Source organism: Secundilactobacillus collinoides DSM 20515 = JCM 1123 (assembly GCF_001435975.1).
Classification (GTDB): Bacteria; Bacillota; Bacilli; order Lactobacillales; family Lactobacillaceae; genus Secundilactobacillus; species Secundilactobacillus collinoides.
The window spans coordinates 35,017-47,923 of the sequence record NZ_AYYR01000039.1 but is presented as its reverse complement, the minus strand read 5'-3'; the positions used below and the strand labels follow the sequence as shown (position 1 = coordinate 47,923).

The following is a 12,907-nucleotide window of genomic DNA, read 5'->3' as shown; positions in this document are numbered from 1 at the left end:
AGAAACGATAATAAGGAGCGATTTTTAATGAGCTGGAAAGATAATTATCAAACCTGGAAGAACTATAAAAATCTTGATCCACAATTAGCCACTGACTTGGCTGACATGGCCAACGATAATGAAGCACTTGAAGAAGCCTTTACAAAACCAATGTCCTTTGGGACGGCCGGAATGCGCGGCTTGATTGGTCCCGGTATCGGACGCATGAACCTGTACACGGTTGGTTCAGCAACTGAAGGTTTAGCCCGATTCATGGATACTTTAGATGAAGAGACCAAACAACGCGGCGTCGCCATCAGCTTCGATTCCCGTTACCAGTCACGTGAATTTGCCCACCACGCCGCAATGGTGTTGGGGGCCCACAAAATCCCAAGCTACGTTTTTGATGACATCCGGCCAACCCCAGAGTTGTCGTTTGCAGTGCGTCATTTGCACACCTACGCTGGAATCATGATCACCGCTAGTCATAACCCGAAGCAGTATAACGGGTTCAAAATCTACGGCCCGGATGGCGGTCAAATGCCGCCCGTTGAAGCTGACAAGATTACTGATTATGTGCGTGGCATTGATAATTTGTTCACGGTGGCAACCGTTGCCGAACCAAAACTCCGTCAATCTGACACTATGCACATCATTGGCGAAGACGTCGATGAAGACTACTTCAAAGGTATCGCTGAAGTCTCCATCAATAACAAACTGATTGATGAAGTCGGTAAGGACATGAAGCTGATCTACACACCGCTTCATGGGACCGGGCGTGTCATTGGCTACCGTGCCCTGAAAAACGCCGGTTATGACCACTTTACGATGGTCAAGGAACAAGCAATTGCTGACCCTGAATTTCCAACGGTTGAACACCCGAACCCAGAATTTCCCGAAGCCTTCAACATGGCAATCAAATTAGGGAAGGAACAGGGTGCTGATTTATTAGTAGCCACTGACCCTGATGCCGACCGTTTGGGCGCCGCAGTTCGGATGCCAAACGGTGAGTACCAGTTGATGACTGGCAACCAAATTGCTTCTGTTTTGCTGAACTATATCCTGAAGGCCAAGCAGGACGCCAACGCATTGCCAGCCGATGGGCTTGTTGTGAAGTCCATTGTTTCGACGGAACTTGCCACTAAGATTGCCGAACATTACGGTGTCACAATGAAGAACGTGTTGACTGGGTTCAAGTACATTGCTGAACAGATCAAACTGGCTGAAGAAAATCACGACCACACCTTCCTGTTCGGGTTCGAAGAAAGTTTCGGTTACCTGATCAACCCGTTTGTTCGGGACAAGGATGCCATTCAGTCGACTATTTTGCTGGCGGAAGTTGCTGCTTACTATAAGCAACAAGGGCTGACACTTTATGATGGTATTCAGCAATTGTACAAGGAATACGGATTTTACGCTGAAAAGACCACCTTTAAAGAATTCGACGGCGTGGATGGTGCTGACAAGATGGCGGCTATTATGAGCGCTTTGCGTGAAAATACACCGACCGAATTTGCCGGCGTCAAAGTTGAAACCACCGATGATTATCAGACCCAAACAGCAACCCACACAGACGGCACCACTGATAAATTGGATCTGCCAGAGTCAAACGTGTTGAAGTACTGGTTAACGGATGGCACGTGGATCGCTGTCCGGCCTTCCGGAACCGAACCCAAAATCAAGTTCTACACTGGTACCAGTGGCAAGACTGATGCTGAAGCAAACCAGAACCTCACCAACTTCGTCAACGCGCTTGACGAATGGGTGGCTAAGTTCGATTAACTTTTACGGATAACAGCTAGCAATCACTCATCTTGAGTGGTCGTTTTTTTCGTGAGTAATACGCTTTTAAACGCACTTTATGCTAATTGACAACAATGAGCCATTTCTATCACAACAATCATTGCATTAGTAACCATCTGAGCTAATGACCATAAACGATGATGATCAAGGGTTGTGCGAATTGAGCAAAGATGCACTCAGGTGCTTTTCCGTTCGGGCATTAAAAACTTGGCTTGAAAGTAAAACTAGTGGTTTTCCAGTTAGTTAATTATCAGTTATAGACGGCAACCACTTTCCTGGCGGTAACTCCTAATCGTTTTTTTATGGTAACCAATAAAGGAGACCTTCAGTGCGCAGAGTTAGTCAGCAAAGTGACGTATAACTTACCTGCAAACCCAATAACCGTAGTAAAATTCACAAGAAAAAACGAGATTGTGAAATTTTACTCCTGAAAAGTAACCGATTACATTTGACTTGTGACGGCATTTGGCGTATCTTAGTTTATGGTAAAAGTTTTAGTAAAAACGGAGGCGTGATCATGGACTATCAAAGTTTAAAAAAGGAATTTAACGATGCATTCGGCTACGAAGCTGACAAGGTATACTTCGCTCCAGGCCGGATCAATCTGATTGGTGAACATACTGATTATAACGGTGGCAACGTGTTCCCATGTGCTATCAGCATGGGGACTTACGGGGTCTACAAAACACGTGAGGATAACAAGATCCGCGTGCAATCCGCCAACATTCCAGACGCCGGCGTCATTGAATTTACAACTGATGAACTCGATTTCAAGAAGGACTTAAGCTGGGACAAATTCGTCCGTGGCGTGCTCTACGAATTAAAAGCAAACAAGAACCTTACTGCCCCTCATGGCTTCGATTTGTTTGTTCACGGTGACCTGCCAGATGCATCCGGTTTGTCATCATCTGCATCAATTGAATTATTGCTGGGCAACATTTTCAACACTGAATTTGGCTGGGGCTTGGAACAGCTTGACTTGGTTAAGAACGGCCAAGCGGTTGAAAACGACTATCTTGGTTTGAATACTGGGATCATGGACCAATTCGCCATTGGGATGGGTAAGAAGGACCAAGCAGTTTTGCTTGATACCAACACACTGAAGTACGAATACGTTCCAGCTGAATTAGGCGATAACGTGGTCGTTATCATGAACACCAACAAGCGCCGTGAACTGGTTGATTCTAAGTACAACGAACGCCGCAACCAATGTGAAGAAGCTGTTGCCCGGATGCAAAAGGGCGGCGTCGATATCAAGACGTTAGGTGAACTGACCCAGGATCAATTTGACGAAGACTCCTACCTGGTCGACGATGACACCCTGATCAAGCGTGCCCGTCACGCCGTTATCGAAAACCAACGGACCTTGCGCGCTAAGCAGGCCTTAACGGATGGCGACTTAGTGAAGTTCGGTAAGTTAGTGAACGCTTCCGGCGTTTCATTACGTTACGACTACGAAGTGACCGGTAAGGAATTGGATTGCTTAGTCCAAACGGCTTTGCAACAAGATGGGGTCCTTGGCGCCCGGATGACTGGTGCCGGTTTCGGTGGCTGTGCGATTGCCATTGTGAACAAGGACAAGGTCGATGCCTTCTCTAAGGCAGTCGGCGACGTTTATAAGAAGGAGATCGGTTATGATGCTAGTTTCTATGTTGCTAATATTGCTGATGGTCCAAAGGAAATCAAAGCTTAATCTAGTTTTAGTAAAAGCGTACAATTAAAGTGATACAAGCGACACTCGCTGGCCCCGCCCAGTGAGTGTTGTTTATGAGATAAGACGAGAGAATTACAGGAGGCTACTTACATGACAGTTGTTGTTTTAGGCGGTGCCGGCTACATCGGCTCTCACACCGTTGATCGTTTAGTTGAAAAGGGCTACGACGTTGCCGTGATCGATAACTTGATCACTGGTCACCGCGCCGCAGTGAACCCCAAGGCACGTTTCTACCAGGGGGATATCCGCGACCGTGGGTTCTTGGACCGTGTATTTGGGACTGAAACCAACGTTGAAGGCGTGATTCATTTCGCAGCCTTTTCAATCGTGCCAGAATCTATGGAAAATCCTTTGAAGTACTTTGACAACAACACCGGTGGCATGATCACACTGTTGGAAGCGATGAAGGATCACGACATCAAACGGATCATCTTCTCAAGTACCGCTGCGACCTATGGCGAACCAAAGCAGATTCCAATCAAGGAAACGGACCCGCAGATTCCAACTAACCCATACGGCGAATCAAAACTCTGCATGGAAAAAATTATCAAGTGGGCTGACAAGGCATACGGTATCAAGTTCGTGGCTTTACGCTACTTCAACGTTGCCGGTGCTAAGGACGATGGCTCGATTGGTGAAGATCACCATCCAGAAACTCATTTGGTTCCTATTATTCTCCAAGTGGCTGCCGGCGAACGTGACGGGCTGAAAATCTTTGGGACCGACTATCCAACTAAGGATGGGACTAACGTTCGTGACTATGTGCACGTTATGGATTTAGCTGACGCCCATATTTTGGCGCTTGAATATCTCAAGGACGGCCACGACAGTGATGCCTTCAACTTAGGCTCATCGACTGGTTTTTCAAACAAGGAAATTTTGGAAGCTGTCCGGAAGGCTACCGGTCAACCAATTCCTGCCGAAGACGCCCCACGGCGCGCCGGTGATCCAAGTACCTTGATTGCCGCCTCTGACAAGGCGCGGAAGATTCTTGGCTGGAAGCCGCAGTACGATGATGTTGAAGAAATCATTCGCACTGCCTGGAACTGGAAGCAAAGCCATCCAAAGGGTTACAACGATCGGGGTGAAGCATAATCATGGCCAAAACAGTCGATCAATTTGTTGACGCAATCATTGCAAGCGGCACGTATCAACCGCTTGACCGAATTTACGTCACTAATAAAGTACTCGGTTTTGTGGGTGATGCTGATGCGATTGACGCGAAAAGCGATGATTTGTTAGACGTGCTTGATGCGTTGCTTGAAACGGCCGTTAAGAATGGCAAAATCGAAGACAGTCAGACGGACAAGGACATTCTTGAAGCGCAACTGACTGATCTGATGACGCCAACGCCCGCAAATGTGAACACCACCTTTTGGAACAAATACAATAACAGTCCGGAAGAAGCTACTGACTACTTCTACGATTTAAGTCGTAAGAATGATTACATTAAGACGCGTGCCATTGCGAAAAATATTGTTTTTGATGCCCCAACAGACTTTGGCGATTTGGAAATTACCATCAACCTTTCTAAGCCAGAAAAGGACCCAAAGGCAATCGCAGCGGCCCGGAACCAAAAGACGAACACCTACCCGTTAAGCCAGTTGGCAATTGAAAACGAAGGTTACCTAGGGCGTTTAGGTTACCCAGCGCGTTCAAATCACCGGGTGATTCGGATGACCCTGGGCGGTGAACCATGGGGCTTCCAATATTCGCCATACGCCTACTTCAGTGAGCATGCCATCTTCTTGCTGGCGGCGCACCGGCCGATGGCCATTACGCAACGGACGTTTACTAACCTATTGGAAATTGTCCACACTTTCCCGCACTATTTTGTGGGGAGTAACGCTGATTTGCCAATTGTCGGTGGTTCAATGCTCGCTCAGGACCATTATCAAGGCGGTCGGCACCAGTTCCCGATGATGAAAGCGCCGGTTGCACGCAAGGTCACCTTGCCTGGGTTTGACGACGTGGATGCCGGGATCGTGAAATGGCCAATGTCTACGATTCGTCTGACTGGCGATGCCCCAGATTCACTGATCAACGCTGCCAACCTGATTGCCGAATCTTGGAAACAGTATTCGGACGAAACCGTTGACGTTCGCGCTTACACCGATGGTGAACGGCATCATACGGTTACGCCGATTGCTTACCGCAAGGGTGACAAGTTTGTGCTGGATATCGTTTTACGAGATAACCAAACCTCAAAACAATATCCGGACGGCATTTTCCATCCACATCAGGATGTTCAACACATCAAAAAGGAAAACATCGGTCTCATTGAAGTTATGGGTCGCGCGATTTTACCTGCCCGTCTCAAGACTGAGATGCAGGATGTTAAGAAGTATGTCCTTGATCAACCTAACGAGATGAAGGACTACCACAAGGCTTGGGCCGATGATTTGAAGGCCAACAACGACTTTACGGCCGACAACGCTGATCAATTGATTGATCAAGCTATCGGGAAAGTCTTTGCCCGTGTTTTGCAGGATGCTGGCGTGTTCAAACAGACAGCTGACGGTGAAGCGGCCTTTGACCGGTTTATCGGCCAATTAAAGTAGGTTAGTTAAAGAAACGTTTTTGATGACCAAACAAAAGCCACGATGGTTCAGAAGGTGAATGCCTTTTTGAAGCAGCGTGGCTTCTGTAATAGACTGTTTCATTTTGAAGAGGATATTGCGGCGCTTGAACCCGTTTTAGTGGTTGACGGAAGGGTTTCCATGCGACACAATTAATGATGTAAATAATTATGGAAGGCTAAATAGAGAGGGTTTCTCTTATCTAGCCGGAACGTGTATAACAGGGTACGGAGCTAGTGTGTACGGCCTCCTAACCGCCCTGCTGAACACTCTAGGAGGGGCGCCCATCATGAAAGTCACACTAAAAGATATTGCGCAGAAAGCGGGTGTTTCCTTATCCACGGTTTCTCGAGTACTGAACTACGACACCACGCTATCCGTGAGTGATGACACTCGGCAACGCATTTTTGAGATTGCTGAGGAGTTAAACTACACAAAAATCAAGCGGTCACCGAAGAATCCTGAAGTGCACCGGATCGCTGTTGTTCAGTGGTACTCAGAAAATAAGGAAATGGATGACCTCTACTACATGGCCATCCGTATGGGGATTGAAAAACGCAGTCAGGAATTACAGATCCAAACCACGCCCGTTTTTCAAAGCCAGGTTTCAGAAATCAGTCAGGATGTTGATGGCATTATTGCCGTCGGAAAATACAGCGCCGACCAAGTGAGTCAACTTAGCGAGCTGACGAATAACCTGGTGTTCGTTGACTGGAGTGAAATCGACCGTGGGTTCGACAGCGTGGTCACCGATTTTAAGACACCGGTGACCCAAGCGTTAAATTTGTTATTGGAACAAAGTGACCAGGTGGGTATCATTTACGGGTCTGAATATACGACCGACCGGGCACTGAAAATTCCCGACCCGCGGTATAACACATACAAACGAATCATGACGGAAAAGGGCAAGTTTAACGACAGACTGACGTTTGAGGGTAACTACACCAATCAATCCGGTTACGATCTCATGCAGCAGGCCATTCACGAACTGGGCGATGATTTACCGCACGCGTTCTTTGTCAGCAACGACCCGATGGCCATTGGGGCGCTAAAGGCGCTGGGTGAAGCCAACATTGACGTTCCGGACCGGGTTAGCCTATTTAGTTTCAATGACACATCCGTAGCGAAATACGTGTATCCGGAGTTGACTGCCGTTCACGTGTACACCGATCAAATGGGTGTCACGGCTGTGGATATGATGAAGTCGCGGCTGGACGACGGAAGGGAAGTCCCGTTGAAGACGGTGGTTGCAACGACTTTGATGAAGAGAAAGAGCACAAGGTAGAGTGTGGAGCAAGGCGTTTAGAGGGCGGAGCAGAAGCAACTCTGGGCAGAAAAGTCTGGGTCTGACTTTTGTGCCCAGAGTTGCTTCTGCAGTAGCTCTCTGCCTTGCGGAACACGTTTCTGCACAGCTGTCTAAGAGCACGTGGCGGGTACCACTCGGTGGAAAACACCCACAAAAGTCTGGGTCTGACTTTTGTGCCCAGAGTTGCTTCTGCAGTAGCCCTCTGCCTTGCGGAGCACGTTTCTGCACGGTTGCCTAAGCGCACGTGGCAGGTACCACTCAGTGGAAAACACTCAAGAAAAGTCTGGTTCTAATTTTTGGCGCCAGCCAACTTTGACGAAAAGCAAGCGCACCAGCAACTCTTTTGGCCCGGCTTCAATCCCAAATAATAGGTAACAATCAGTATGCAGTCTTTCAATGTTTGTATGAAGCTTTCAACAACCTTCTAACCAACAGACATTGATGACTATGCAATACTGACAAACAAAAAAATACCGGCAGTAAGTTCCATACGGAGCTTACTGCCGGTATTTTGAATTTTTCATTGAAATAGATGCAGCTTTTTTGTTCGCAGTTTAACAGTGAACTTACCAGATCTTGACCCGGTCAGCCGGTGCCTTGTACATCGCGTCGCCTTCAGTAATGTCAAACGTGTTGAAGAAATCGTCCAAATTTTGCGCCTGGACGTTTGCCCGCAGTTTTGCAGGGGAATGGACATCAATGGAAAGCAACAATTGTTCGCGCTCCTTTGTGGCCTTTGAACGCCAGATAGCGGCCCAGTTAATGAAGAAGGCTTTCAGGTCGACGTCGGGTTCGCCCTTAGCGGCTTCTAAGGCGCAGCTTAAGCCGCCGCCATCAGCGATGTTTTCAGAGACGGTGAGTTTACCGTTCACTTTCTGACCCGCAAATGGGAGCCCATCGAACTCGTCGATCATGTTTTGGGCAAGGTCTTTAAAGTGGGCGTTGTCGGCTTCAGTCCACCAGTTGTTCAAATTCCCGTACTCGTCAAACAACGAACCGTTGTTATCGAAAGCGTGGGAAATTTCGTGCGCGATGACAGCACCGATCCCGCCGAAGTTTTCGCTGGAAGATTGCTTAAGGCTGTAGAACGGTGCCTGCAGAATTGCGGCTGGGAAAACGATGATGTTGTGGAATGGGTGGAAGTAGGCGTTAACCGTATTCGCACTCATTTCCCAGCGGGTCCGGTCTACGGGTTGGTTCCACTTTGAGAATTCATCTTCATTGCGGATGCGGGTGAAGGCCATGACGTTGCTCAACAGTGAACCGCCGTCTTCAGCGGTTGTGACCTTAAACTTCGAGTAGAGGGGTGTGATGGCATCAGGATAGCCAACTTGAATGCCTAGCTTGTCCAGTTTTAAAACGGCTTTATCACGAGTAGCTTTACCCAACCAAGTGTTGTTTGCGAGGCGTTTTTTGTAAACGTTGACCATCTTGACGACCATGTCGTGAACGTCTTTCTTAGCCGCTTCGCCAAAGTACTTGCGGCCGTAATAGTCGCCGACGACTTGGTCAAACACGCCGGTCGCGAGGTCGTAGGCGGCCTTTTCTTGACTGCGTGCTTCCTTACGGCCGGAAAGTGCGCGACCGAAAATGGTGCTCGTTTGTCGGAAGTCTTCGGTTAAGTAGGACGATAACCCGGAAACGGTCTTTACCAGAAGCCAGCTCTTCAATAGTGGGAAGTTAGCATCGGTGAGCAGCTGGTTCAGGGCATCGAAGTAGGCAGGTTCCGGCGTGATGATGACTTCTGGGGTACCTTGAATCAAGGCCGTGATAGCAGCCTTTAAATCAAGTTTATCAGTGCTGCCGGCAATGTCATCCAGGCTGCGCGGGTTGTACATCTTACTGTAGTCGGCGCCCTCTTCAGCGGATTTGACGTTCGGTGCAATTAACCGGTCAAATTGTTCCGCTTGGTCAATGATGGTCTTTGCGTCGTCCTCTGTATACCCAGCCAGTTTAAACAACTGTGTCATCATGTTGGTGAAAATCGGCATCAGTTGCGCTGCAGCCTGATTACCCTCAGCATAGTAGGTTTTATCAGGCAGGAACAGGGAAGGTCCACTCGCAAACAGGGCGTATGTTGTGGAGTTCTTCATGTCGGAGTCGATGTCAAATGAAAATGGCGTCGGCAGACCAGTCAAGATCCAATCAGCCAGTTGGTCGCTGAGATCCTGATAATTGTTTAAGCCGTTGATCCGGTCAATAAATGGTTTCAGCGGCGCACTGCCATCCTTTTCACGTTTTGCAAAGTCAGTGGTCAGTGTGTAGAATTTCTTGAATTCAGTTTGTTCAGGATTTGTTGGCTGTAGTTTACCTGAGCGTAAATCATCAAAGTCGCTCATCAGCGTCTTTTCAATGTTATCAGCCAGATCCGTGAACCCACCGGTCGTGGAATGGTCAGCAGGAATGACAGCTGTTTTAAGCCAATCGCCGTTAACAGCGTCGTACAGATCAGTTTTGATTTTCGTTTCATCAATTGTGTTTGCCATGCAGATACCTCCAGAATTTTCAATTATGTATGCCCATTATATCGCTTTGATGTTGGTTAACCAATTATTAAACAAGCGGTTAAATCAAATCAGGGCGTGCCGCGTTGCCGGACTGGATAAACTAAGCGCGCTATGATAACCATCTTAATATTAGTCAGTGTGAATACGCCCTTTGTCGCGATTTTTTCATAATGGCTTATCGTCATGCAAAATTCCGATAATGTCTAATCAAAAAAAGATTGTGCACGGTTGAATATTATTTCAAAATGATAGCTGCATCATTACTTTCTATTTCCGTTGATGGTTTCCAGAAAAATTGCTACTAATCGGTACAGACCCCTTTATGGTGCTATGAAAACCGATTTCAAAATGAGTAAACTTTAACGATAGCTCATATTTTTTTAATTTATCTGTTGACACCCGTTCAATTTCAATGCATAATAATCACTGTTAAATTCATATGAGAAACTAACGAGAAGATGAGTAGGACAGTCACCATCCTGAGAGAGTTGCCGTTTGGTGCAAGGCAACGTTGGGAGCTGTTCGAAGATGGTCTTTTAAATCGTTTCAGCGCTGAGCTAAGGCTAGGTGCTGGCGGGGACGCTCGTTACAGCGTTAGGGTATGCACAATAGTAAGTACTGATCATAAAACCAGGCTTAGTTTTGGCGTACCCGCGAGGAATGGCTCGTGAGGGTCGTTTAAACTAAGGTGGTAACGCGAATGGCATTTTCGTCCTTGTCTAGAAATAGATTTGGATGGAAATGCCTTTTTATTTTGGAAAGGGAGTGTCCCGAATGAGTGAAAAAACGGAACGTTATGAGTTATTGAAACAGCAGGCACAGGCATTGTTGACGGGCGAATTTGATTTGGTTGCCAACATGAGTAACCTTGCGTCACTGGTCTTTAACGAATTACCGCAATTGAACGGGACCTCGTTTTACAGGTTCAAAAACAATGAATTGATTTTAGGCCCGTTTCAGGGCAAACCAGCATGCATGCATATTGCGGTTGGCAGAGGCGTCTGCGGCACGGTTGCTAAAACCCAGAAGGCAGAAGTTGTGCCAAATGTCCACGATTTCAGTGGGCACATTGCCTGTGATAGTGCATCCAAATCCGAGGTCGTTGTTCCTGTGTTCAAAGACGGGAAGTTCTGGGGTGTCCTTGATTTGGATAGTCCCGAATACAACACCTTTGATGATGTGGATGCAAAATATCTTTCAGAGATTGCGCCAATTGTCTTCGGTGTTCAAGCAGAGGTTGGGGGTCGAGCCTAAATGGCAGAAGATATCAGTAACGTCATTGATCTGCAAGATATCAGGGTGACGTTTAAAAACAGCGGTAAGGATTTGAAGGCTGTCGATGATGTTAACCTCAAGATTAAAAAGGGCGACATTTATGGCATCATCGGGTATTCCGGTGCTGGTAAGAGTACCCTGGTGCGTGTGATCAACTTATTGCAGCAGCCAAGCGAGGGCAAAGTCATCGTGAACGGCCAGGACCTGCGGGAATTGAAACCAGTCAAATTACGGGAAGCCCGCCAAAAGATCGGCATGATTTTCCAACATTTTAACCTGATGAAATCACGAACGGTGTTGGGAAACGTGGAGTATCCGCTGTTAGGTAAGAAAATCAGCAAGCAGGAACGACAGGAAAAGGCGTTGACTTTGCTGAAACGGGTTGGTCTGGAAGAATACGCCAACACCTATCCGCAACGGTTATCCGGTGGGCAGAAACAGCGGGTGGCGATTGCCAGAGCGTTAGCAACGGAACCAGAAGTACTGATTTCTGATGAAGCTACCAGCGCGTTGGACCCGAAAACGACCAAAGCCATCTTGGAGTTGTTGAAGAAACTCAACGATGAATTGGGGCTGACCATCGTTTTGATCACCCATGAAATGCAGGTTATCAAATCCATTTGTCATAACGTGGCGGTGATGGATGAAGGCAGAATTATAGAGCGGGGTACCGTTGCCAAGGTCTTCACTGATCCGCAAGAGAAACTAACAACCGATTTCGTGGAAACGTCTACGAACGTAAAGGCGGCCATTGACCGGATAACGGCAACCATCAACGTTGAAGACCTGCCTGACAACCAGGAACTGGTATATTTCAACTTTATTGGAAATGCGACGAAACAAAGCATTCTCTCAGAGTTATCGCAAACCTATCACGTTGCCGAAAACATTCTGTTTGCAAACATTGACCAGATTGATGGCGAAAATGTTGGTTATATGATTGCTATTATTGAAGGCGAGTTAGTACCATTCAACAAAGCACTTGAGGATTTGCGGCCGCACGGGGTTAAAACTCAGATTCTTAGTGGCGTACCGGTGAAGGGGGATGAGGCATAATGTTACAAAAACTGATTCCAAACGTCCTCCAGATGAAGGGTGAATTTGTTCAAGCCACTTGGGAAACCTTGTATATGACCTTTGGTTCAGCCATCATTGCCGCGGTGCTCGGACTGCTCCTCGGGGTCTGCTTGGTCATTACACAACCCGGGGGAATCCTTGAGGACGGTTTAACCTATTCCGTTTTGGATAAGATTACCAACCTGCTACGGTCAATTCCATTCATTATATTGCTGGCGGTGATTTCACCGCTGACCCAGTTTTTGATTGGGACAACCGTTGGGACGACAGCGTCGCTAGTGCCGTTGATAGTCGGCATCTTCCCGTTCTACGCCCGTCAGGTTCAAAACGCGTTGTTGGATGTTGATCACGGCGTCATTGAAGCCGCACAGTCCATGGGGTCAAGTCCCACGGAAATTATTTTCCGGGTCTATCTCCGGGAAGGGCTGGCAGACATTCTGCGGGTGTCTATCGTGACTGTTATCAGTCTTATTGGGTTGACCACCATGGCCGGTGCCATTGGTTCTGGCGGTCTCGGGGACGTTGCCATCAGTATCGGGTACGCCCGGTTTGAAAACGACGTCACCTTCGTGGCTATGATCATCATTTTAATTTTAGTGTTTGCGGTTCAGATCATTGGGGATCTAATCGTCAAAGCTGTCGAACACAATGAATAGTAGGAAACAAA

General features: G+C 47.4%; 9 protein-coding genes. 8 read left to right on the top strand and 1 reads right to left on the bottom strand.

Translation table 11 applies throughout. The annotated features are described in order from the left end of the window. Positions 1-27: 27 nt before the first annotated feature. The 5 genes from FC82_RS07075 to FC82_RS07055 all read left to right on the top strand — a co-directional run bounded on the left by FC82_RS07075 (position 28) and on the right by FC82_RS07055 (position 7,360). Positions 28-1,761 (top strand): phospho-sugar mutase, encoded by a 1,734-nt coding sequence (locus FC82_RS07075; protein WP_054759376.1) that lies wholly within the window; start codon positions 28-30, stop codon positions 1,759-1,761. 538 nt (positions 1,762-2,299) lie between these two features. Beyond that, the gene (locus FC82_RS07070) at positions 2,300-3,475 is read left to right on the top strand and encodes a galactokinase (RefSeq protein WP_056996599.1); all 1,176 of its coding nucleotides are present in this window, start codon (positions 2,300-2,302) and stop codon (positions 3,473-3,475) included. Between the two features lie 111 nt (positions 3,476-3,586). Beyond that, positions 3,587-4,591, top strand: coding sequence for a UDP-glucose 4-epimerase GalE (gene galE, locus FC82_RS07065; RefSeq protein ID WP_056996598.1), 1,005 nt, complete (start codon positions 3,587-3,589; stop codon positions 4,589-4,591). A gap of 2 nt (positions 4,592-4,593) precedes the next feature. Beyond that, a complete protein-coding gene (locus tag FC82_RS07060) occupies positions 4,594-6,057 on the top strand; it encodes a UDP-glucose--hexose-1-phosphate uridylyltransferase (RefSeq protein WP_056996597.1) in 1,464 nt (487 codons plus the stop codon). A 307-nt stretch (positions 6,058-6,364) separates the two neighbouring features. Beyond that, positions 6,365-7,360, top strand: coding sequence for a LacI family DNA-binding transcriptional regulator (locus tag FC82_RS07055; protein ID WP_056996596.1), 996 nt, complete (start codon positions 6,365-6,367; stop codon positions 7,358-7,360). A 587-nt stretch (positions 7,361-7,947) separates the two neighbouring features. Here FC82_RS07055 and FC82_RS07050 read toward each other — a convergent pair. Then, positions 7,948-9,867, bottom strand: a complete 1,920-nt coding sequence (locus tag FC82_RS07050; protein ID WP_056996595.1) for a M13 family metallopeptidase — start codon at positions 9,865-9,867, stop codon at positions 7,948-7,950. Positions 9,868-10,662: 795 nt separating this feature from the next. Here FC82_RS07050 and FC82_RS07045 point away from each other — a divergent pair. Genes FC82_RS07045 through FC82_RS07035 form a run of 3 tightly spaced genes read left to right on the top strand, consistent with a single transcriptional unit; the run spans position 10,663 to position 12,896 of the window. After that, positions 10,663-11,142, top strand: coding sequence for a GAF domain-containing protein (locus tag FC82_RS07045; protein WP_054759378.1), 480 nt, complete (start codon positions 10,663-10,665; stop codon positions 11,140-11,142). After that, positions 11,143-12,219, top strand: a complete 1,077-nt coding sequence (locus FC82_RS07040; protein WP_054759380.1) for a methionine ABC transporter ATP-binding protein — start codon at positions 11,143-11,145, stop codon at positions 12,217-12,219. After that, entirely contained in the window at positions 12,219-12,896 is a 678-nt protein-coding gene (locus FC82_RS07035) for a methionine ABC transporter permease (protein ID WP_056996594.1), read from the top strand. The genes FC82_RS07040 and FC82_RS07035 overlap by 1 nt, the downstream gene beginning before the upstream one ends. The last annotated feature ends 11 nt before the right edge of the window (positions 12,897-12,907 follow it).

Coding starts and splice junctions, on each gene's coding strand:
- FC82_RS07075 (WP_054759376.1), top strand. CDS start 28: ATGAGCTGGAAAGATAATTATCAAACCTGGAAGAACTATAAAAATCTT.
- FC82_RS07070 (WP_056996599.1), top strand. CDS start 2,300: ATGGACTATCAAAGTTTAAAAAAGGAATTTAACGATGCATTCGGCTAC.
- galE (WP_056996598.1), top strand. CDS start 3,587: ATGACAGTTGTTGTTTTAGGCGGTGCCGGCTACATCGGCTCTCACACC.
- FC82_RS07060 (WP_056996597.1), top strand. CDS start 4,594: ATGGCCAAAACAGTCGATCAATTTGTTGACGCAATCATTGCAAGCGGC.
- FC82_RS07055 (WP_056996596.1), top strand. CDS start 6,365: ATGAAAGTCACACTAAAAGATATTGCGCAGAAAGCGGGTGTTTCCTTA.
- FC82_RS07050 (WP_056996595.1), bottom strand. CDS start 9,867: ATGGCAAACACAATTGATGAAACGAAAATCAAAACTGATCTGTACGAC.
- FC82_RS07045 (WP_054759378.1), top strand. CDS start 10,663: ATGAGTGAAAAAACGGAACGTTATGAGTTATTGAAACAGCAGGCACAG.
- FC82_RS07040 (WP_054759380.1), top strand. CDS start 11,143: ATGGCAGAAGATATCAGTAACGTCATTGATCTGCAAGATATCAGGGTG.
- FC82_RS07035 (WP_056996594.1), top strand. CDS start 12,219: ATGTTACAAAAACTGATTCCAAACGTCCTCCAGATGAAGGGTGAATTT.